Here is a 22,839-nt window from a genome sequence, read left to right on the forward strand (position 1 = left end):
CATAAAAAAACCACCCAGAAGGGTGGTTTTTACGTCTTTCAACGCTAACCGAATTAACGGTTGATGTCACGTTGAACTTCACCAGTGTAAAGCTGACGAGGACGACCGATCTTGTAAGGACCGCTGTGCATTTCTAACCAGTGGCTGATCCAACCAACTGTACGTGCAAGCGCGAAGATCACAGTAAACATTTCTGTTGGGATACCAATCGCTTTAAGGATGATACCTGAGTAGAAGTCTACGTTAGGGTAAAGGTTACGTTTGATGAAGTATTCGTCAGAAAGCGCGATACGTTCAAGTTCCATAGCAAGAGCAAGCTGTGGATCGTTGATGCCAAGAGCACCAAGAACTTCGTCACAAGTTTCTTTCATTACTTTCGCACGTGGATCGAAGTTTTTGTACACACGGTGACCGAAGCCCATGAGTTTAACTTCTTTAGTTTTCACTTTTTCCATGAAGCCAGCAACGTTTTCTACAGTGCCGATTTCATCAAGCATCTTAAGAACAGCTTCGTTCGCACCACCGTGAGCAGGACCCCAAAGTGCAGAGATACCAGCAGCGATACATGCATATGGGTTAGCGCCAGTAGAACCAGCTAAACGTACTGTAGACGTAGAAGCATTTTGTTCGTGGTCAGCGTGAAGCGTGAAGATACGGTCCATTGCTTTCGCAAGGATTGGATCTACTTTGTAGTCACGGTCTGCAGGAGTTGCAAACATCATGTACAGGAAGTTTTCAGCGTAAGTCAAATCGTTACGTGGGTAAACGAATGGTTGACCAACAGTGTATTTGTAGCTCCAAGCTGCCAAAGTAGGAATCTTAGCGATTAAACGAATCGCAGTGATTTCACGATGGTTAACATCTTCGATGTCCAGATTGTTGTGATAGAACGCAGACAACGCACCAACAACACCAACCATGATTGCCATAGGGTGAGCATCACGACGGAAACCGTTATAGAAGCGGCTTACTTGATCGTGAACCATAGTGTGGTTACGAACTTTAGCGTCGAATTCTTCTTTTTGCTCAGCTGTTGGAAGCTCGCCATTAAGAAGTAAGTAGCAAGTTTCTAGGTAATCAGCTTTAGTTGCTAACTGGTCAATTGGGTAGCCACGGTGTAAAAGAACACCTTTATTACCATCGATGAAAGTGATTTTAGACTCGCATGCAGCTGTTGCCATAAAACCAGGATCAAAAGTAAAGTGACCTGCAGCCAACACATCTTTAACGTCGATTACATCTGGGCCCAATGTGCCGCTGTAAATTGGTAATTCAATTTCTTTGCCATCAAGCTGTAAAACGGCTTTCTTGCCAGTTGCTTCAGACATTCAATAGATCTCCTGTCCTGGTGAATGTATATCCGAGTTGCCTATCAATCTTTTAATGCACAAAACGGACGGATCAAAAATTTGCTATAAGATTAGTGGCTACTGAAATTTTGTCAATTATACTTATGGATGAAAAATGACATTCTCACAGTGGTTTAGTCATTTATCTTGGTATAAAAAGTTTAATAAAATCACAGTACCAAACCTCTATAATAAGTCAAATTGAACAGAAGGTGCAGAAAAAAATATAGTCTTTGCCGTATTTGTAAGCGTTTTTTCCTAGCAAAAAATAAAGGAGAAATTGAGAAAATATTCTAAGACTGCAACTTAAAATTATATAAATCTCGTAACTTACATCGATTTCCTTAAGTTTTTACTTCAAACTTGAATTATAAATAAAAGCAATAAATTTTCTTTTTGGCTCTGTTTAATCGGCTAAAAAATAGCTCGTAAATTTGCTTCACTTTGTTTAATACAACTTAAACAAAAATAAATAAGTGTTTTTTTGAATATAAAATGTCTAAAAACATCAAAAAAACTATGATCTACAAAGAGATAAGTAGGTTTTAGTATAAAAATTCTAAATTGAGATGCCTTTATATAAATAGTCATTATTTATTTGTGAAATATATCCTTATGATTTTACTTGGGATTAATAAGGACTTAGGATCGAAATTATATTTTTGCTGTTCATCTTTAGTCTAAATCTACTTAGTCGAAGCTTGGCTAGATAACAGACTAAATTAATCAAGTTAATTATTAAAAAACAAATATCTAGAATGAGAATATGAAGATAAAGTAAGTGGGGGAGAACTTAAAGTTGTTGTTAATGATTCTTATTTAAAGGTTTTTTGTTCAAAAAGCCAAATACAGTTGTTTGTATTTTAATAGTTCACGTTTTATAATTCAGTGTCGTTTTATGTTTAGGCATGTATTTGCCTGATAATGCCAGCTTTCCTTCGAATTAATTCCAACAAACTCCGGATGGAGTTTTTAACTACAGGATGCCCGCTGTGAAAAGCAACAGACCTGTCAATTTGTCCATGGGTCAAGTTTTAGAAGTAAACTTAAAATCACCCGTGGCTATTGCATCAATTCTACACCGTCTTTCAGGTGTCATCGTATTTTTACTCGTACCGGTCCTTTTGTGGCTGTTGGATAAATCATTGTCTTCAGCAGAAGGTTTTGCTGAAGTGCAGGAAATCTTTAACGGTTTCTTTGTCCGCTTTATCGTATGGGTATTTGTAGCCGGCTTAATTTATCATTTGTTCACTGGTATTAAGCACTTACTTGCAGATATCGGCGTTGCAGAAGAACTGCAAAGCGGTCGTACTGCAGCTACTATTTCATTAATCTTGTCTGCAATCGGTATTGTTGCAGCATTTGTATGGATCGTACTCTAATGAAAAGTGCTACTGGTTTAACAGGTTCAGGTTCTCGTGATTGGTTTGTCCAACGCATCAGTGCTGTAGTTCTAGCTGTTTATACCGTTGTGGTGTTTGGTTGGATCCTACTGAATGGTGGCTTCAACTACGAGCAATGGTACGGCTTTATGATGACAGTTCCAATGAAGATCATGTCTTTGTTGGCAGTCTTATCTCTTGTTGCGCATGCATGGATCGGTATGTGGCAGGTATTCACTGACTATGTGACTACTCGTCAAATGGGTCCATCAGCATCAGGTTTACGCCTTGTACTGACTTCAGCAGTGATTATTGCTGTATTTGCATATGCGATCTGGGCAATCCAGATTTTTTGGGCGAATTGATAGGAAACAATCATGGGCGCTATAACCCCTAAAGAAGATTACACAAATATTCCACACGAAACTTTCGATGCAGTTATCGTTGGTGGTGGTGGTTCTGGTATGCGCGCTTCTTACCAACTTGCTCAAGCAGGTTTGAAAGTTGCGGTACTGACTAAAGTATTCCCAACACGTTCTCACACTGTAGCAGCGCAGGGTGGTATCGGTGCATCTCTTGGTAACATGCAAGAAGATAACTGGCATTACCACTTCTACGACACAGTTAAAGGTTCTGACTGGTTAGGTGACCAAGACGCGATCGAGTTCATGACTCGCGAAGCACCGCAAGTGGTATACGAATTAGAACATTTAGGTATGCCATTTGACCGTAACGCAGACGGTACGATTTACCAACGTCCATTTGGTGGTCACTCTGCAAACTACGGTGAAAAAGCAGTTCCACGTGCATGTGCTGCAGCCGACCGTACAGGTCACGCGCTTCTTCATACGCTTTATCAAAGCAATGTGAAAATGGGTACTCAGTTCTTCGTTGAATGGATCGCGCTTGACCTGATCCGTAACGAAGCTGGTGATGTACTGGGTGTGACAGCAATCGATCAGGAAACTGGTAAAATTGCCGTATTCCAGGCGAAAGCTACATTGTTCGCTACAGGTGGTGCTGGTCGTGTTTATCGTGCATCTACTAACGCATATATCAACACTGGTGACGGTCTTGGTATGGCAGCTCGTGCAGGTATTCCATTACAAGATATGGAATTCTGGCAATTCCACCCTACAGGTGTTGCGGGCGCAGGCGTACTGTTGACTGAAGGTTGTCGTGGTGAAGGTGCAATCCTTCGTAATAAAGACGGCGAACCGTTCATGGAACGTTATGCACCGACTCTGAAAGACTTGGCTCCTCGTGACTTCGTATCACGTTCTATGGACCAGGAAATCAAAGAAGGTCGTGGTTGTGGTCCTAAAGGTGATTATATCCTTCTTGATATGACTCACTTGGGTGCTGACACCATCATGAAACGTCTGCCATCTGTATTCGAGATTGGCAAGAAATTCGCTAACGTTGACATCACTAAAGAGCCAATTCCTGTAGTACCTACAATCCATTACCAAATGGGTGGTATTCCTACAAATATTCATGGTCAGGTAGTTGTTCCTGAGTCTCCAGAATCTGAAGCTCTAGTAACCAACTACGACAAGAATACTGATACCTATTCTACTAACCAAGAAGGTCGCAACTTCACGAAACCAGTGAAAGGCTTCTATGCGATCGGTGAATGTTCATGTGTATCTGTACACGGTGCAAACCGTTTAGGTACAAACTCACTGCTTGATTTGGTTGTATTTGGTAAGGCTGCTGGCCAGCACATCATCGACTACGTGACTAAACACCACGGTGATGAGTATGAACCGCTTCCTACAACTGTGCTTGAAAACACAATTAAGCGTGTTCGTAAGCTGGATGAATCAACAACTGGTGAGAATGCTCAAGAAGTTGCTGATGCAATCCGTGACATCGTTCAAGACCACGCGGGTGTATTCCGTACAACTGCGCTGCTTGAAGAAGGTGTAAAACAAATTCTTGCAATTGAGCCGCGTGTTCGCAACATTCACTTGAAAGACAAATCTAAAGTATTCAATACTGCACGTATTGAAGCTCTAGAAGTTGAAAACCTGTATGAAGTTGCTAAAGCGACCTTGATTTCAGCTGCTGCACGTAAAGAATGTCGTGGTGCTCACACTGTGGTAGATTTCGAATTACCACCAGATCACCCAGAGTATCCATATGGCCGTCGTGACGACGAGTGGATGAAACACACCTTGTGGTTCTCTGCTGATAACCGTCTTGAGTACAAGCCAGTGCGTTACAAACCACTTTCGGTTGATGCAATTCCACCGAAACCACGTACATTCTAATCAGGAGATTAAAGATGAGTAGAGGTACTCGTACATTTCATATCTACCGCTACGATCCTGATAAGGATAAAGCACCGTATATGCAAACTTTTAAGCTTGAACTGACTGATAAGCACCGTATGTTGCTTGATGCGCTTCTTGCATTAAAAGTACAGGACGAATCTTTGACATTCCGTCGTTCATGCCGTGAAGGGATCTGTGGTTCTGATGGTGTGAACATTAATGGTAAAAACGGTTTGGCGTGTCTTTGGAACCTGAACGATTTACCAAATGAAATCACGATTCGTCCACTACCTGGTCTTCCAGTAATCAAAGACCTTGTAGTTGACATGAACCAGTTCTACGACCAGTACAACAAGATTCATCCGTTCTTGATCAACAACCAGCCTGCACCTCCTAAAGAGCGTCTGCAGTCTCCTGAAGAACGTGAACACTTGAATGGTCTGTATGAATGTATTCTTTGTGCATGTTGTTCAACTTCATGCCCATCATTCTGGTGGAACCCAGACAAGTTCTTGGGTCCTTCAGCATTATTGAATGCATACCGTTTCATTATCGATTCGCGTGATACAGGTACTCAAGAGCGTCTGGCTCGTCTTGACGATCCGTTCTCTCTGTTCCGTTGTAAAGGTATCATGAACTGTGTATCTGTATGTCCTAAAGGCTTGAACCCTACTAAAGCAATCGGTCACATCCGTAACATGCTTCTAGATATGGCTGGCTAATTTAGACTGCAATAAACAGTTTTTCAAAAAGCACACCACTTGGTGTGCTTTTTGCTTTATAGGGCTCCATAAACGAACAGTGGTCGTGAAAACTGCTGTTATTGGTGCTGTATCTCATATGATCAAATCGGGTGATGAATCATTGCAGAACATTTTGGTCGGATTTATGCACTATTATGATGTTGTTTGAGGTATTTATGATTTTTAGATGTAATTCTGGACTGAAAAAGGTTTTCAATAATGTTATTATATAACGCAAAGTTGCAAAGGGAGTGGATTGGAAGATTTACTCTCTTTTTGTTTATCAAAAAGATGTAGGACTTTGGTCTACGCTGAATGTGTTTTTCATTTAAAGCTCCCTATGTTAGAGTAATTTCTGATAGAAGTATTTGACTAAAAAACATGCGTTCCTCGTCAAAAAAATCAATTGATTAGTCGAGATCGTGATAGCATTTAGCACAAGACTATATTTAAAAATGTGTGGGCCGATGTACATTTTTTAAACACGGAAGAGGTTGAGAATAGTATATAAATGTAAGTCAAAGTCGCTTTAGAAAAAATATAGTTTAAATCTTTGTTTTTTCTAAGTCGATTTGCAAAAAATTGCTCGGTCACGATCGGGTATTCAATGAGTGATGATGCCGCTGAGGGGCGTTATTGTTCATTAAACATATCAAGAATTTTCTTGGTGTGGTGATAACGCCTCATGGCTTATGCCTTATGGGGGACTAATGTTGAATTATCAATTTGACATTACTAATCCTGGGTTTTGCTTAAAAAGCATCCTGAAAATGTTTTTGCAATAGGAAATGGGTCCACAAATGCAAGAAGTTGCTGACGCTCTGCGTCTTGACACTGAACTTTCCGCTGATAGTGCAGCGTATATTGAAGAACTTTATGAGCAGTACCTCACTGCTCCAGACTCAGTGGGTGCTGACTGGAGAGCGTACTTCGATAAATTCCCAAAAGGTGATCAACCACACAGTAATGTACGTGAGCAATTCCTACTTTTAGGTCGCAATTCAAGCCGTATTCAGCCTGTTATCCAATCGACAGTTAGTTCAGAGCATGAACGTCGTCAAATTGGCGTTTTACAGCTGATTGCTGCGTACCGTAACCGTGGCCACCAAAAAGCAAAATTGGATCCATTAGGTCTGGCTAAACGCGAAGTTGTGCCAGATCTTGATCTTTCTGCGCACGGTTTAACTCAGTCTGATCTGGACACTATATTCAATACCGGTAACCTTGCGATTGGTAAGGAAGCAGCGACTTTGGGCGAAATGGTCCAAGCGATGGAAGCGACTTACTGTAGCTCTATCGGTGCTGAATACATGCACATCGTGGATACCAAAGAAAAACGCTGGATCCAGCAACGTCTTGAAAGCGCACGTGGTCAATATGGACTAAGTGCTGATCAGAAAAAACATGTTCTTGAACGTTTAACTGCGGCTGAAGGTCTAGAAAAATACCTCGGTAATAAATTCGTGGGTGCAAAACGTTTTGGTGTTGAAGGCGGTGAATCTTTCATTCCTATGGTGAATGAATTGATCCAGCGTGCCGGTTCTGTAGGCTGTAAAGAAGTCGTGATCGGTATGCCACACCGTGGTCGTCTGAACCTTCTGGTTAACATCATGGGTAAAAACCCGGCTGACCTGTTTGGTGAGTTCGAAGGTAAATCACTACATAAAAAAGGTTCTGGTGACGTTAAGTATCACCAAGGTTTCTCTTCTAACGTAATGACTCCAGGTGGTGAAGTTCACTTGGCATTGGCGTTTAACCCATCTCACCTTGAAATCGTTGGACCTGTAGTTGAAGGTTCTGTACGTGCACGTCAAGTCCGTCGTAAAGACATTGGCGGTGATGACGTATTGCCAGTCATTGTTCACGGTGATGCTGCATTTGCAGGTCAGGGCGTAAACCAAGAAACCTTCCAGATGTCACAGACTCGTGGTTACACAGTAGGTGGTACAGTTCATATCGTAGTGAACAACCAGGTTGGTTTCACAACCTCTGATCCACGTGATGCGCGTTCTACAGAATACTGTACTGATATCGCGAAAATGATTCAGGCGCCGATCTTCCATGTAAATGGTGATGATCCTGAAGCTGTGTTGTTTGTTGCTCAGCTTGCCCACGATTTCCGTCATACTTTCCGTAAAGACGTTGTGATCGACATGTTCTGTTACCGTCGTCGTGGTCATAACGAAGCGGACGAACCAGCTGCAACTCAGCCAATGATGTACCAAGTGATCAACAAAAAAGCGACAACTCGTACGCTTTATGCTGACAAACTGGTTCAAGAAGGTGTACTTGATCGTGCTACTGCAGATCAAATGGTTGAACAATACCGTTCTGATCTTGAAGCAGGTAAACATGTTGCCAATGCACTGGTTCTAGAACCGAACAAAAAAATGTTTGTAGACTGGACACCGTACCTGGGTCATGAATACACAGACGAGTGGGATACTACTTGCGATCTAGAACGTCTTAAAGAGCTTGGCCGCAAAATGCGTGAGCTTCCAGAAGGCTTCGTGATGCAGCGTCAGGTATCTAAAGTAATTGACGACCGTCTGAAAATGCAAACTGGTGAAATGCCGCTGAACTGGGGTGCTGCTGAAACTCTAGCCTATGCATCACTGCTAGATGATGGTTATCTGGTTCGTTTAACTGGTGAAGACGTGGGTCGTGGTACATTCTCACACCGTCATGCAAAACTGCATAACCAGGTAGATGGCTCAACTTATATTCCACTTTGCCATATCAAAGAGAACCAACCGCGTGTTGCGATCTATGACTCTTTATTGTCTGAAATGGCAGTACTGGCATTTGAATACGGTTACGCGACTACTCTTCCTAAGAGCCTGATCATCTGGGAAGCTCAGTTCGGTGACTTTGCAAACTGTGCACAGGTGGTGATCGACCAGTTCATCTCATCTGGTGAAACCAAATGGGAACGTGTATGTGGTCTGACTATGCTTCTGCCACACGGCTTCGAAGGTCAAGGTCCTGAGCATTCATCTGCACGTCTGGAACGTTTCTTGCAGCTATGTGCTGAAGACAATATGCAAGTGATGACTCCAACTACACCTGCACAGATCTTCCACGCGTTACGTCGTCAGGCAATCCGCCCGATCCGTAAACCAATGATCATCATGTCACCTAAATCATTGCTTCGTCACAAATTGGCGGTGTCTAACCTGGAAGAACTGGCTAACGGTACATTCCAGACTGTGATCGACGAAGTAGACAACATCAGCAAAGCAGACGTAACCCGTCTGGTATTGTGTGGTGGTAAGGTTTACTACGATCTGGTTGAAAAACGTCGTGAAAAAGAATTGAACAACACTGCAATTGTACGTATTGAACAATTGTATCCGTACCCAGAAGCACGTCTTGCAGAAGTTCTTGCTCAGTATCCAAACGTGAAAGAACTGGTTTGGGCACAAGAAGAACCGAAAAACCAAGGTGCTTGGTTGTTCATCGCGCCTCGTTTATATGACGATGTGATGAAAGCGGGCAAACAAATCCGTATTAGTTACGCAGGCCGTGAAGCTTCAGCTGCACCGGCGTGTGGTTCACCATACTTGCATGCAAAACAACAAGCTCAGCTCGTTAACGACGCTCTAGCGATCGATGCTGAATAATCCAGGAGATTCTAAATAATGGCAACCGAAATTAAAGCACCGGTATTTCCAGAGTCAGTTGCGGACGGTACGATCGCAACTTGGCACAAACAACCAGGTGAAGCAGTATCACGTGATGAAGTGATCTGTGATATTGAAACTGATAAAGTTGTTTTAGAAGTTGTTGCTCCTGCAGACGGTACAATTGCATCAATCGTTAAAAATGAAGGCGATACAGTGCTTTCTGCTGAAGTGATTGCACAGTTTGAAGAGGGTGCCGTATCTGGCGCAACTCAAACTCAAGCAGTTCAATCTGAAACTGAAGCATCAGTAGAGCAAGCTGCTGCAAAAACTGAAGCGGGTAATGCACCGATCGTTGAGCGTCAACAGGTTCAAGACCAAGCTCCAGCAGTACGTAAAGCATTGACTGAATCTGGTATCAATGCTGCTGACGTATCTGGTACAGGTCGTGGCGGTCGCATTACTAAAGAAGATGTTGCGAACCATCAGTCTAAACCTGCAGCGCCTGCTGCTGCACCGTTAAGCGTTGCGGTTGGCGAACGTATTGAAAAACGCGTTCCAATGACTCGTCTGCGTAAACGTGTTGCTGAACGTCTGCTTGCTGCAACTCAAGAAACAGCAATGTTGACTACGTTCAACGAAGTAAACATGAAACCAATCATGGAAATGCGTAACCAGTACAAAGAAGCGTTTGAAAAACGTCATGGTGCACGTCTAGGCTTCATGTCATTCTTCGTTAAAGCTGCGACTGAAGCACTGAAACGCTATCCAGCAGTGAATGCGTCTATCGATGGCGATGACATCGTTTACCATGGTTACTATGACATCGGTGTAGCAGTTTCTTCTGACCGTGGTCTAGTGGTTCCTGTACTTCGTGATACAGACCGTATGAACTATGCTGAAGTTGAAAATGGTATCCGTGCATACGCTGGTAAAGCGCGTGAAGGTAAACTTGCGATTGAAGACATGACTGGTGGTACTTTCACAATTACCAACGGTGGTACTTTCGGTTCATTGCTTTCAACTCCAATCTTGAACACTCCACAAACTGCGATTCTGGGTATGCATAAAATCCAGGAACGTCCTATGGCAGTGAATGGTCAGGTTGAAATCTTGCCAATGATGTACCTAGCGCTTTCTTATGACCACCGTCTAATCGATGGTAAAGAAGCTGTAGGTTTCCTTGTAACAATCAAAGAATTGTTAGAAGAACCAGCTCGTCTGATCCTTGATCTTTAATTCTAAAGAATAAATCCATGGGCTTAGGGTGATCCTCTAGGCCCATTTTTGGAGAGAATAATGTCTCAACAATTCGATTTAGTTGTAATCGGTGGTGGCCCAGGTGGCTACGAAGCTGCAATTCGTGCTGCACAGCTTGGTTTTAAAGTTGCGTGTATCGAAAAACGTATTCATAAAGGTAAACCTTCTTTAGGTGGTACTTGCTTAAACGTCGGTTGTATTCCTTCTAAAGCACTTCTAGATTCTTCTCACCGTTATGAAGATACTGTTAAGCATTTAGATGACCACGGTATTACAACGGGTGAAGTTGCTTTCGATTTGTCTAAAATGCTTGCGCGTAAAGACAAAGTCGTTGAACAATTGACTGGTGGTGTTGCGCAGTTACTTAAAGGTAATGGCATAGAATGGTTACAAGGTACTGGTAAATTACTTGCTGGTAAAAAAGTTGAGTTCGTACCGCATGAAGGCGAAACTCAGGTTTTAGAGCCTAAATATGTCATCCTTGCATCTGGTTCTGTACCAGTCAATATTCCAGTTGCTCCTGTAGATCAAGACCTGATCGTAGACTCAACTGGTGCGCTTGAATTCCCAGAAGTGCCTAAACGTCTTGGTGTGATTGGTGCTGGTGTAATCGGTCTTGAACTTGGTTCAGTATGGCGTCGTCTGGGTGCGGAAGTTGTTGTATTTGAAGCAATGGACGCATTCTTGCCAATGGCTGACAAAGCATTGGCAAAAGACTACCAAAAACTGCTGACCAAGCAAGGTCTTGATATCCGCATTGGTGCAAAAGTTTCTGGTACTGAAGTTAACGGTCGTGAAGTGACTGTTAAATACAGCCAGGGCGGCGAAGACAAAGAACAGACTTTCGATAAGCTGATCGTTTGTGTAGGCCGTCGTGCTTATGCTGAAGGCCTATTGGCTGAAGACTCAGGTATCAAACTGACTGAGCGCGGTCTGGTTGAAGTAAACGACTGGTGTGCAACTTCTGTTGAAGGCGTATACGCAATCGGTGACTTGGTACGTGGTCCAATGCTTGCACATAAAGCAATGGAAGAAGGCGTAATGGCTGTTGAGCGTATCCACGGTCATGCTGCTCAAGTGAACTACGACACTATCATTTCTGTCATCTACACTCACCCGGAAGCGGCTTGGGTAGGTTTAACAGAAGAGCAAGCCAAAGAAAAAGGTCATGAAGTGAAAACTGGTCAATTCGGTTTTGCTGTAAATGGTCGTGCTTTGGCTGCTGGTGAAGGTGCTGGTTTCGTGAAGTTTGTTGCTGATGCAAAAACTGACCGTCTACTTGGTATGCACGTGATTGGACCTGCTGCGTCTGACATCGTTCACCAAGGTATGATCGCACTTGAGTTTGTATCTTCGGTTGAAGATCTACAGTTGATGACGTTTGGTCACCCAACGTTCTCTGAAGTCGTACATGAAGCTGCTCTTGCAGTTGATGGTCGTGCGATTCACGCGATCCAACGCAAGCGTAAGTAATTCTTCAAAGAGCGGCTCCGGCCGCTCTTTTTACATTTGGTGGTTGTTTTTGAATGAATAATCATCTAAAAATAAAGATAAGTAAAATTTAAGATCCAAAAATACCAATATTGATTGATGTGAACCAAGAAATATTGGGAATACGTGTAATAACAAAGTCAAATAAGTAGTAAAAGGTTAATCAATGAATTTACATGAGTATCAAGCAAAAGCGTTATTAAAAAAATATGGGATGCCTGTACAAGAAGGTATTCTTGCTACCAATGCTGAGGAAACAGTACATGCTTTTGAGCAGCTTGGTGGGAAGTTTGCAGTATTAAAAGCGCAGGTTCACGCAGGTGGTCGTGGCAAAGCGGGTGGGGTAAAAGTGGTAAAGTCGGCTGAAGAAGCAGCTGAATATGCCAATCAGATTATTGGTTCACGTTTAGTGACCTATCAAACCGATGCAAATGGTCAGCCAGTCAATAGTATTTTGGTGTCTGAAGATGTGTATCCGGTCGAGCGTGAACTCTATTTAGGTGCAGTGGTAGACCGTTCTAGCCGTCGTATTACTTTCATGGCATCCACTGAAGGTGGTGTTGAAATTGAAAAAGTTGCAGAAGAAAATCCTGAAAAAATCATTAAAGTCGAAGTTGATCCTTTAGTAGGATTATTGCCATTTCAGGCGCGTGAAGTGGCGTTTGCACTTAAGTTAAAAGGTAGCCAGATCAATCAATTTGTTAAAGTCATGACAGCTGCTTACCAAGCCTTTGTCGAAAATGATTTTGCTTTATTTGAAATTAACCCACTCTCTGTTCGTGAAAATGGTGACATTCTCTGTGTCGATGCCAAAGTCGGTATTGATTCAAATGCGCTATACCGTCTGCCTGAAGTTGCTGCTTTACGTGATAAATCACAAGAAAATGAGCGTGAGCTGAAAGCATCTGAATTTGACCTGAACTATGTTGCTTTAGAGGGTAATATTGGTTGTATGGTCAATGGTGCCGGTCTTGCGATGGCAACCATGGACATTATCAAGCTTTATGGTGGTCAACCAGCTAACTTCCTGGATGTAGGTGGTGGTGCAACCAAAGAGCGTGTCATCGAAGCATTTAAAATTATCTTGGCAGATTCTTCTGTACAAGGTGTCTTGATTAATATTTTTGGTGGAATTGTACGTTGTGACATGATTGCTGAGGCAATTATTGCAGCGGTTCAGGAGGTAAATGTCACTGTACCTGTAGTCGTTCGTCTTGAAGGGAACAATGCAGAGCTTGGTGCCAAGTTACTGGATGAATCTGGTTTGAAATTGATTTCTGCAAATGGCTTGGCCGATGCTGCAGAAAAAATTGTTGCTGCAGTAAAAGCTTAAGGAGTATCACAATGAGCGTATTAATTAATAAAGACACCAAAGTTTTAGTCCAAGGCTTTACAGGCAAGAACGGTACATTCCACTCTGAACAGGCTATTGCCTACGGCACTAAAGTTGTTGGTGGAGTAACACCGGGTAAAGGTGGTCAATCACATCTGGATCTGCCAGTATTTAATACTATGCGTGAAGCGGTGCAAGAAACTCAAGCTGATGCTTCTGTGATTTATGTGCCTGCACCTTTTGTCCTCGATTCTATTGTAGAAGCTGTTGACTCAGGTATTGAGCTGATTGTTGTGATTACTGAAGGCGTACCAACACTGGATATGCTAAAAGCTAAACGTTATCTGGAAACCAATGGTAATGGTACGCGTCTGATCGGTCCAAACTGTCCGGGTATCATTACGCCAGGCGAGTGTAAGATCGGGATTATGCCGGGTCATATTCATCAGCCAGGTAAGATCGGCATTATCTCACGTTCAGGTACTTTGACTTATGAAGCGGTTGCACAAACCACTAAATTAGGTCTTGGACAGTCAACCTGTATCGGAATCGGTGGTGATCCGATTCCAGGCATGAACCAGATTGATTGCTTGAAACTGTTCCAGGAAGACCCGCAAACTGAAGCCATTATCATGATTGGTGAAATTGGCGGTACTGCGGAAGAAGAAGCAGCTGAGTATATCCAGTCGCATGTGACCAAGCCGGTGGTAGGTTATATCGCTGGTGTAACAGCGCCGAAAGGTAAGCGTATGGGTCACGCAGGTGCCATCATTTCTGGCGGTAAAGGAACTGCTGAAGAGAAGTTTGCAGCTTTTGAACGCGCGGGAATGGCGTATACACGTAGTCCTGCAGAGTTGGGTTCAACCATGCTTGAGGTTTTGAAAGAAAAAGGTTTGGCTTAATTTATTAAGCTGATAAAAAGCCCTCAATATTGAGGGCTTTTTTATAATTGCTATAAAAGGAAATTAAAGTCTAACTAAATGATAAGTCGAAAATTGAGTATTTAGTTATCTATACCAGCTTTAGCTTTCAGGCTTTGAGTCATCCCATTGATGTCACCACCCTGAATGCCTAATTCATTCATCAGGCTATCAATCAAAGGTGCCTGGCTACGATAACGCAAAGCACTATTCACCACCTGATCGGAGAGGGCAACATTGCTACCTTCATGATGGGTATCTGCCTGACAAGAGCCCGCATGTGTGCTATGTAAACCATTCACTTGCAGAATCTTGATGTCATCAATGTTTTCCATCGGCTTAACACTTTCACGAATGATTTCAGGTAAGTATTTCAGCATGGCTAGGCGGATTTGCATTTCCACCTGTTCAGATGACAGTACATTATTTGCTTCATTCACTGCGCGGGTACCTTCAGCATCGACTTGATACTGTTTCTCCATCGCTTGAGAAAGTAAGACTTTTGCATCCGCTTCACCTTTGGCTTTCAAGCGAACTTTTTCAGCTTCGGCTTCAGCGGCAATACGAACCGCTTCTGCATCATCAGCTGCTGCCTGTTTGCCAGCTTCTGCTGCAACGATAATGGCAATTGCATCTTTCTCAGCCTGTTCTTTCGCTGCAACCAGTTCAACCGCTTTTTGACGTTCTGCTTGCTGGATCTGGCGGACAGTGACGACTTCTTCTTCCGCTTTAACCGCTTGAGCACGTGCCTGATCAGCTAAAGCTTTGGCTTCAGATTCAGCACGGGATTTTTCTGCAATTGCAATCGCACGATCCTGTTCAGCCAGTTCAATCGTTTTCTTCTGTTCAACTTGGGCTTTTTGAATGATTTGTGCTTTCTGAATGTTTTCATTTTCAACATCACGAGCTGCCAAAATGCGTTTCAGTTCTACTTCACGTTCAGCAGCAATGCGAGCTTCTTCCGCTTCACGTTTTTTTGCAGCTTCCTGAGCTGCAATTTCAGCTAACTGTTCAGCGCGGCGAATCGAAATTTCACGTTCCTGTTGCAGTTTGGCATATTCTTCTTCACGGATAATTTGTAGACGTGCTTGCTCAGCTTCCAGATTTTTGGCTTTAATGGCCAGATCTGTATCCTGTTCAATATGATTACGCTTACGGCGACGATCTTCAATCGTTTCAGTGAGTTTGGTTAAACCTTCAGCATCGAAAGCATTTTGTGGATTGAAATATTTAAAGCCGGTTTGATCCAGACCTGTTAAAGAAACAGTTTCCAGTTCCAGACCATTTTTGTGCAGATCTTCAGATACCACTTGCTGTACTTTTTGTACGAAGTCGACGCGTTTCTCATGCAATTCTTCCATGGCCATTTCAGCGGCAACGGCGCGTAAAGAGTCGACAAATTTACCTTCCACAAGATTTTTCAGTTCATTTGGTGACATGGTCTTTTGACCAAGAGTTTGTGCTGCCGTAGCAATCGAATCGGCAGTAGGCTTTACGCGCACATAGAATTCAGCCATCACATCGACACGCATGCGATCACGGGTAATCAGCGCCTGATCATCGGCGCGACGGACTTCCAGCCGTAGGGTATTCATATTGACGGGAATGATTTCATGTAGCACCGGTAGCACCAAAGCTCCGCCACCTAGAATCACTTTTTCACCACCCCAACCGGTACGCACAAAAGAAATTTCTTTACTGGAGCGACGGTATAAACGTGCAATGATTAATCCGAAGGTGACTAGGCCAACGAATATAATCCCTGCAATAATCAAAACATTATATAAATCAAAATTTAGCATTGTTATAAAGTCTCTTTGGGCAAGCTTGATTTTTATAGGAAATTGGTTTAATTAAAGTTCAATAGCCTGAAAGCCATTTTTAGTTTTTTGAGTCAGAACCACTGTCTGACCTTGATTAAATATTTCATTGCGTTCAGGTTCGACCAGCACATAATGGGTCTTACCATGCTGATCCTGAACTTTGGCCTGAGCAGGGGAGTTAGCTTTGGCATCTCCCAGAATAATGGTAGCGGTTCGTCCGATCAGTTCATCGCTATAGATCGCGATGGTTTCATCCTGAGGCAGAATTTTGGCAGCAAGCACGGACAGCCCACGTACAATCGGCATGCATAAAAATAAACAGGCAGGGGAAATAATCCATGCATTTAAAAGCTGACTGGTAAATCGTTCGAACAGGCCTTGGATCAATAAACCGCTCAGACCATAACTGGTCAGGAAAATAATGAGCCAGATAAAGAGAGGCAGGCGACCCAGATAAAGCCAGTCGAATACTTTATTGAACAGGCCGGTCTGCTGATCAATACCTACTTCCGGATGAAGCGGTTCTTCAGGCAGAAATTGTTCGAACATATTCTGGGAACCACCTCCTAGCATCAGCAAGACACATTCCAAGGCAGCAAACATCAGCATCAGGCTTAAACTGATACTAAATACAATGTTGGAAGGATGAATGAACAGTTCCCACATGAGTTTCTGTCTCTAATTATGGTTTTATAGAAATTTTATGACCCTGTTAAAGATAACAGTTATTAATAAAATTGTAAGCAAAAAACAACAAAAATCCCAATCGGGATAGCTTGATAAAATCCAAAATTTAACAATATGTGATGAGCTTTTCTTAGCTGCAAATAAATGTCGACTATTTTATAGGTGGGCGAATCTGAGGTTTTATCTCAAGAATAGAAAAGCAATTGTGTACATTTGCTTTTCTGTCCCTAGGTAGATGTATAAAAGAATTAAAGGATGGCGGTCTGGATACGGACTTTCATTTCTAGGGCTTGTTGCAGGATATAGTTCTTCATCCATTGCACCTGTTCGCCCATTGGATTGGTTTTTACTGCAGTCTCCAGAAATTTAAGTTCAGGCTGATTAAATAGTTGTTCGTCGAGAGCCTGTTCCAATGCCTGAGTATTTGCAGACAAAGGAAGGGCCACCAAGAAAAAGGCTTTAGGATAGTTATAGAAAGCATAAAGCAGATTGAAAGCTTTTTGATCACTTCTCAGATTGCCGGCACCTATTTCGTAACCTGCCTGCTGGTTGCTATAAGTCATACCGAGCAGGTATTCCCATTGACCGTTCAGCTTACGCAGGCCAAACTGCATGCCAATCTGATCCGCGGTCAATTCATGCTGGATATAAATGTTTAAAGGACTGCCATCTTCAGTATAGGGTTCCTGAAGAACCAAAATATGTTGCTGGTGCTGGTAAATAAAACCGGCAAGTTTTGCCTGTTCCAGACGGGATTTTAAAGTATCTAAATCAAATTCGTTATAAGGCATACATAGTTTATAAATTGGAAGAACTAATCCTACTCTAATTTTTTTTCACCACGATGTGAACTGTCCGTTTAGATGATTAATATATCATTTCATTGCTAAAAGTAATCTTCCAGAGTGCTTTGACTAAACAATCAATTGTCTTTATTTAGCTAAGCTATCAGATTCATAAAAACTGATAGTTGATATTAGTGAATTTTTATATGACGTTTTAATATATGAATATCACAAAACAAGCAATCGTTATGAAAAGTTAATCACTATAATGAATATAAATTTTATAAAGTGTAATAAGTACACGTGTAATACGCAGGTTGTCCATGTCATTAAATGAGGAAAGACTTACTCATCTTAAACAGCTTGAAGCTGAGAGTATTCACATCATTCGCGAAGTTGCTGCCGAGTTTGAAAATCCGGTTATGCTTTATTCAATCGGTAAAGATTCAGCAGTCATGCTGCATTTAGCACTGAAAGCGTTTTATCCTGCAAAACTTCCATTCCCGCTACTTCATGTAGATACCGGCTGGAAATTCAAAGACATGATCAAGTTCCGTGACAACATGGCCAAAGAACATGGCTTTGATCTGATCGTGCATCAGAACAAAGAAGGTCGTGATGCGGGCGTAAACCCATTCGACTATGGTAGCTCTAAATATACTGACATTATGAAAACCCAAGGCTTGAAACAGGCACTGGATAAATATCAGTTTGATGCTGCTTTCGGTGGTGCACGTCGTGACGAAGAAAAATCACGTGCCAAAGAACGTGTTTATTCATTCCGTGATTCTAAACACCGTTGGGACCCTAAAAACCAGCGTCCAGAACTTTGGAACCTTTACAATGGTAAAGTGAACAAAGGCGAAAGTATTCGTGTATTCCCGCTGTCTAACTGGACTGAGCTGGACATCTGGCAATATATCTACCTAGAAAATATCAAACTTGTTCCATTGTACTTAGCTGCTGAACGTCCAGTCGTTGAGCGTAATGGTACACTGATCATGGTTGATGATGAGCGTATGCGCCTGAATCCAGGCGAAGTGCCACAAATGAAATCGGTTCGTTTCCGTACTTTAGGTTGTTACCCATTAACAGGTGCGGTTGAATCAACTGCAACAACTTTACCGGAAATTATCCAGGAAATGCTTTTAGCGACCACATCTGAACGTCAAGGCCGTATGATCGACCATGACGAAGCAGGTTCGATGGAAAAGAAAAAGCAGGAAGGTTACTTCTAAGAGAAATCTCCCCCTAATAATCTCCCCAAACCCCTCTTTACCAAAGAGGGGCTTAAAAAAGCGGAGGAAAGTCCTCCTTTAGTAAAGGAGGATTTAGGTGGATTTGAAGATTAGAAACGATTTCAACGTATTTGTGGAGCTATGAGCGATGTCTCACCAATCAGAACTTATTAGCCAAGACATTTTGGCTTATTTGAAACAGCACGAAAATAAAGACTTATTGCGTTTCCTGACTTGCGGTAACGTGGATGATGGTAAATCTACTCTTATCGGCCGTCTGCTTTATGATTCAAAACTGATTTATGAAGATCAGCTGCAAGCGGTTACCCGTGACTCTAAAAAAGTAGGTACCACAGGCGATGCACCTGACTTGGCGCTTCTTGTAGATGGTCTGCAAGCTGAACGTGAGCAGGGTATTACGATTGACGTAGCTTACCGTTATTTCTCTACTGAAAAACGTAAGTTCATCATTGCCGACACCCCAGGGCACGAACAGTACACTCGTAACATGGCAACTGGTGCGTCTACTGCGGATCTTGCAATTATCCTGATCGATGCGCGTTACGGTGTTCAGACTCAAACACGTCGTCACTCATTTATTGCGAGCCTTCTAGGTATTCGTAATATTGTGGTTGCAGTGAACAAAATGGACTTGGTTGAATTCTCTGAAGCACGCTTCAATGAAATTCAGGCTGAGTACAACAAGTTCGTGGATCAGCTGAGCGATCGTAAACCTGAAAATATTGTATTCACGCCAATTTCTGCATTGAACGGTGATAATGTTGTAAACAAATCACCAAATACGCCGTGGTACCAAGGTCAGACCTTAATGGAGACTTTGGAAACTGTAGAAATTACACGTAATACCAGCAAAGACGAATTCCGTTTCCCAGTTCAGTACGTTAACCGTCCTAACCTCGACTTCCGTGGTTTCTGCGGTACGATCGCACTGGGTGAAGTAAAAGTTGGTGATGAAATTGTTGCGCTGCCATCTGGCAAGAAATCAACAGTGAAAGAAATTGTCACTTTTGACGGTAATCTGGATCATGCTGTAGCTGGTCAAGCTGTTACTTTAACGCTAAATGATGAAATTGATATTTCACGTGGTAACGTGTTGGTGAAAGCTGGCGAACAACCACTGATTTCACGTTCTGCTCGCGCATCTGTGGTATGGATGAACGACCAGCCGCTGGTGGTTGGTAAACTTTATAATGTGAAGTTTGGTACTCAAACGATTCCTGCAAAAGTTGCGAAAATTAACTACCGTACCAATGTCAATACATTGGAAAAACTACAAGTAGAGCAGCTGGATCTGAATGCAATTGCTGATGTCACTATCGAATTTGATGCGCCAGTGGTATTTGACCGTTATCAAGATAGCCGTTACACAGGTTCATTCATTTTCATCGACCGTCTAAGCAACGTGACTGTTGGTGCGGGTATGGTTGAAGCTGCAGTAGAATGGACTGCCCACAACGAGCCTGTAACTGCTGAAGCACGTGCTGCACGTTTAGGACAAAAACCTGCTGCGGTAACTGTAACTGCAAAAGCGCTGGAAAATACTCAAGCGCTTGAAAGCCTGTTGATCCAACAAGGTGTAGTTGCAATTGCGAAAGCGGGTCTGACTGCTGAACAGGTTGCACTTGTTCGTGAAACTGGTGTAGTAGTGATTACTGACCTTGCAGAAGGTACAGATGTGACTTATACAGCCGATACGGTTGAAGAACTTGCTGAGAAAATCGTGGAATTGGTTCGTCTATAAGGCTAGACTGATTTGAAGAAAAAACCCGCTGTAAGGCGGGTTTTTTATTGCCTGAATTTTGAATGTTTGAAAATCATTCGGTTATTCAAAATGTGATCTTTCAATTTATATGTAGCTTTATACAATGCTCCGTAGATGGAGGGAATGTATGAAAAAATTATTATTACTAGTTGGACTATGTGTAGCTTTTGGAGCAGAAGCCAAGCAGAGCAGCCAAAGTACGGAAGCAATTAAACAGAAGATTATTCAACAGTCGATTGAAAGCTATCCGGGAAATTGTCCTTGTCCATACAATACAGCGCGTAATGGTAGTCGTTGCGGCAAGCGTAGTGCTTATAACCGTGCTGGTGGTTATGCACCGTTTTGCTATCCGGAAGATGTCAGTGATCGAATGGTGCGAGAATATAAAAGTTAAAATTTAAGTTGAGGGACTAAGATTATAAATCATCTATTTTTATACATTTAGATAAGACAGTAACTATAAAAAAAGTTCCTAGTTAATTGTTGTAATCTCAACTGAGAAAATGGCTTTATAAGGAAGGATTTTTTCACAAGTATTTCGTGCCTATTTTTTCTTCTTAAATTTAACTTTTATTGCTTCACTTGAAATAAATTCAATATTATCTATGAAAAGATATATCTTAATTAAATTTAAGATATATCTTTTCAATGTCTAGAACTTCTGATACTGCATTAAAAGAAGAGCGAAAAAACTCTCCAAAACCTCGTAAACGCCTTTTTGAAGCAGGTGAAATGAAACTGCTCGTGCTGCATTTTATTGCCCAAGCACCCAAATACAGCTATGACATTATCAAAGATGTTGCTGCTTTGGTCGGGGGGAACTATAAGCCGAGTACAGGTACGATCTGCCCAACAATTAACTACCTTGAAGAACAGCAATATAGCCAAGTGGTCATGAGTGCTGATGAACGCAAGCAATATCACATTACAGACAAAGGCCGTGAACATCTTACAGATAGTCAGGAAACTCTACAAAGAGTTCTTAACCGTTTTGAAACCCGTCGCCGCATTCAAGAAGATGAGCGCTATATCGATATCCATAATTCAATGGAAAGCCTGAAAGCTTCACTACGATTCAAACTGCAAAATGAACTTCGTCCAGAGCAGATCAGTGATATTGCTGCCCAGATTGAACAGGCTGCAATTAATATCCGTCAACTGTAGGAGCAGGACATGAAACAACATCTCTATGAAGTGACTGTTCAACATCTGGCTGATGCCCAAGGTAATCCATCAACCTATACTGAGGAGCTACAGTTTCAGGTGGGTAATCACGATGACATCTTTAAAATACTGGAAAAACTTCAAGCCAGTCAGTTGCTAGATGAGGAAAGTACCAAAGCATTTGTTATCGGCTTAAAACTGTTTAGTGAAGTCATGCTGGAAAATAAAGAGTTGCCACTCTTCAAGGAATTCATGCCGCAATTTGCCCAGTTTATGAAATCCTTAAAACAGACAGTGAAAGCCCAAAGTGAAGAACAGTAAGTATTCTAAAGGTCATTTATGAAAAAGAATCTCCCAAAATTTCACCCAAAACATCTGAACTGGTTAATGCCCTTAATCCTTTCCGGCATTATGAGCGGTGCGATTTCCTGCTTTAATATGCTGCTGAATAAAGGTTGGAGCGATGCGTTTATCTCGCTATGGTTACATGCTTGGGGGCTGTCATGGCTGGTGGCATTTCCACTGATTCTGCTTGTATTGCCGCTGGTACGCAAATTCCTGATGCAGTTTGTGCAGATGTCAGATCAATCTGCTAAATAAGAAATTGCTTATTCGAATCAGTCGGAATCGGATGACTTATTCAGAACTTGAGACAAAATAGATTTCATTTCAGACAAGCTTTTCACACCCGCAATACGATGAATAATCTGGCTATTTTTAAAGATTAGAGTGGAAGGCAAGCCATAGACATTATAGCGTAAGGTCAGAATCGGTGATTGATCGACATTGATTTTACCGAACTTAATTTCTGGGTTATGCCCAGCATATTGTGCTGCCAGTTCCTCAAAAACCGGAAAATTCTGTACACAAGGCTTGCACCAGTCAGCATAGAAACGGATCACAGCAAAGCCTTCAAACCATTCGAAGTCACTGTAATTATCTTCATTGTAGGGGATGACTGCTGACATGAATTTGCTCT

Annotated in this window: 20 protein-coding genes; 15 read left to right on the top strand and 5 right to left on the bottom strand. The window is 42.2% G+C overall.

The features are described from left to right. Positions 1-53: 53 nt before the first annotated feature. Positions 54-1,328: a citrate synthase gene (gene gltA / locus FTV14_RS01330; RefSeq protein WP_004782984.1), complete on the bottom strand. Its 1,275-nt coding sequence runs from the start codon at positions 1,326-1,328 to the stop codon at positions 54-56. A gap of 1,004 nt (positions 1,329-2,332) precedes the next feature. Here gltA and sdhC point away from each other — a divergent pair. The 9 genes from sdhC to sucD all read left to right on the top strand — a co-directional run bounded on the left by sdhC (position 2,333) and on the right by sucD (position 14,362). Continuing rightward, positions 2,333-2,731 carry a succinate dehydrogenase, cytochrome b556 subunit gene (gene sdhC / locus FTV14_RS01335; protein ID WP_034705238.1) on the top strand — a complete coding sequence of 133 codons (399 nt, stop codon included), beginning with the start codon at positions 2,333-2,335 and terminating at the stop codon, positions 2,729-2,731. Then, positions 2,731-3,096 (top strand): succinate dehydrogenase, hydrophobic membrane anchor protein, encoded by a 366-nt coding sequence (gene sdhD / locus FTV14_RS01340; RefSeq protein WP_004782980.1) that lies wholly within the window; start codon positions 2,731-2,733, stop codon positions 3,094-3,096. The genes sdhC and sdhD overlap by 1 nt, the downstream gene beginning before the upstream one ends. 12 nt (positions 3,097-3,108) lie before the next feature. After that, on the top strand, positions 3,109-5,007 hold the full coding sequence (locus FTV14_RS01345; RefSeq protein ID WP_004782979.1) for an FAD-binding protein: 1,899 nt from the start codon (positions 3,109-3,111) through the stop codon (positions 5,005-5,007). A gap of 14 nt (positions 5,008-5,021) precedes the next feature. Continuing rightward, a complete protein-coding gene (locus FTV14_RS01350) occupies positions 5,022-5,732 on the top strand; it encodes a succinate dehydrogenase iron-sulfur subunit (protein WP_004782977.1) in 711 nt (236 codons plus the stop codon). An 821-nt stretch (positions 5,733-6,553) separates the two neighbouring features. Continuing rightward, positions 6,554-9,376, top strand: coding sequence for a 2-oxoglutarate dehydrogenase E1 component (locus FTV14_RS01355; protein ID WP_004782976.1), 2,823 nt, complete (start codon positions 6,554-6,556; stop codon positions 9,374-9,376). Positions 9,377-9,394: 18 nt separating this feature from the next. Further along, positions 9,395-10,615 (top strand): 2-oxoglutarate dehydrogenase complex dihydrolipoyllysine-residue succinyltransferase, encoded by a 1,221-nt coding sequence (odhB, locus tag FTV14_RS01360; RefSeq protein WP_005234619.1) that lies wholly within the window; start codon positions 9,395-9,397, stop codon positions 10,613-10,615. Between the two features lie 60 nt (positions 10,616-10,675). Beyond that, positions 10,676-12,109, top strand: coding sequence for a dihydrolipoyl dehydrogenase (gene lpdA / locus FTV14_RS01365; RefSeq protein WP_004782973.1), 1,434 nt, complete (start codon positions 10,676-10,678; stop codon positions 12,107-12,109). Between the two features lie 184 nt (positions 12,110-12,293). Further along, positions 12,294-13,460, top strand: coding sequence for an ADP-forming succinate--CoA ligase subunit beta (sucC, locus tag FTV14_RS01370; RefSeq protein WP_180053156.1), 1,167 nt, complete (start codon positions 12,294-12,296; stop codon positions 13,458-13,460). An 11-nt stretch (positions 13,461-13,471) separates the two neighbouring features. Then, on the top strand, positions 13,472-14,362 hold the full coding sequence (sucD, locus tag FTV14_RS01375; RefSeq protein ID WP_004782969.1) for a succinate--CoA ligase subunit alpha: 891 nt from the start codon (positions 13,472-13,474) through the stop codon (positions 14,360-14,362). Positions 14,363-14,463: 101 nt separating this feature from the next. Here the strand turns inward: sucD and FTV14_RS01380 are convergent, their stop codons facing one another. The 3 genes from FTV14_RS01380 to FTV14_RS01390 all read right to left on the bottom strand — a co-directional run bounded on the left by FTV14_RS01380 (position 14,464) and on the right by FTV14_RS01390 (position 17,681). Continuing rightward, positions 14,464-16,182, bottom strand: coding sequence for a flotillin family protein (locus FTV14_RS01380; RefSeq protein WP_180053157.1), 1,719 nt, complete (start codon positions 16,180-16,182; stop codon positions 14,464-14,466). A 51-nt stretch (positions 16,183-16,233) separates the two neighbouring features. Beyond that, positions 16,234-16,869 (bottom strand): YqiJ family protein, encoded by a 636-nt coding sequence (locus FTV14_RS01385; RefSeq protein ID WP_004782965.1) that lies wholly within the window; start codon positions 16,867-16,869, stop codon positions 16,234-16,236. A 269-nt stretch (positions 16,870-17,138) separates the two neighbouring features. Next, positions 17,139-17,681 (bottom strand): hypothetical protein, encoded by a 543-nt coding sequence (locus FTV14_RS01390; protein WP_034704963.1) that lies wholly within the window; start codon positions 17,679-17,681, stop codon positions 17,139-17,141. 317 nt (positions 17,682-17,998) lie between these two features. Between FTV14_RS01390 and cysD the strand changes: the two genes are divergently transcribed. From cysD to FTV14_RS01420, 6 genes are all read left to right on the top strand, one after another. Further along, positions 17,999-18,913: a sulfate adenylyltransferase subunit CysD gene (gene cysD, locus FTV14_RS01395; RefSeq protein WP_034170514.1), complete on the top strand. Its 915-nt coding sequence runs from the start codon at positions 17,999-18,001 to the stop codon at positions 18,911-18,913. A gap of 148 nt (positions 18,914-19,061) precedes the next feature. Next, positions 19,062-20,675: a sulfate adenylyltransferase subunit CysN gene (gene cysN / locus FTV14_RS01400; RefSeq protein ID WP_180053158.1), complete on the top strand. Its 1,614-nt coding sequence runs from the start codon at positions 19,062-19,064 to the stop codon at positions 20,673-20,675. A 148-nt stretch (positions 20,676-20,823) separates the two neighbouring features. Beyond that, positions 20,824-21,090, top strand: a complete 267-nt coding sequence (locus FTV14_RS01405) for a hypothetical protein (RefSeq protein ID WP_180016796.1) — start codon at positions 20,824-20,826, stop codon at positions 21,088-21,090. Between the two features lie 254 nt (positions 21,091-21,344). Next, the gene (locus FTV14_RS01410; RefSeq protein WP_180053159.1) at positions 21,345-21,860 is read left to right on the top strand and encodes a PadR family transcriptional regulator; all 516 of its coding nucleotides are present in this window, start codon (positions 21,345-21,347) and stop codon (positions 21,858-21,860) included. Between the two features lie 9 nt (positions 21,861-21,869). Further along, complete coding sequence (locus tag FTV14_RS01415; RefSeq protein ID WP_180002281.1) at positions 21,870-22,181, top strand: DUF3861 domain-containing protein; 312 nt, start codon at positions 21,870-21,872, stop codon at positions 22,179-22,181. An 18-nt stretch (positions 22,182-22,199) separates the two neighbouring features. Continuing rightward, complete coding sequence (locus FTV14_RS01420; protein ID WP_034704953.1) at positions 22,200-22,460, top strand: DUF2798 domain-containing protein; 261 nt, start codon at positions 22,200-22,202, stop codon at positions 22,458-22,460. A gap of 17 nt (positions 22,461-22,477) precedes the next feature. On the opposite strand, the gene FTV14_RS01425 is transcribed toward FTV14_RS01420, so the two are convergent. After that, a complete protein-coding gene (locus FTV14_RS01425; RefSeq protein WP_034704950.1) occupies positions 22,478-22,828 on the bottom strand; it encodes a co-chaperone YbbN in 351 nt (116 codons plus the stop codon). Positions 22,829-22,839: the final 11 nt, after the last annotated feature.

The organism is Acinetobacter sp. YH12236 (genome assembly GCF_013417645.1).
In the GTDB taxonomy this organism is placed as follows: domain Bacteria; phylum Pseudomonadota; class Gammaproteobacteria; order Pseudomonadales; family Moraxellaceae; genus Acinetobacter.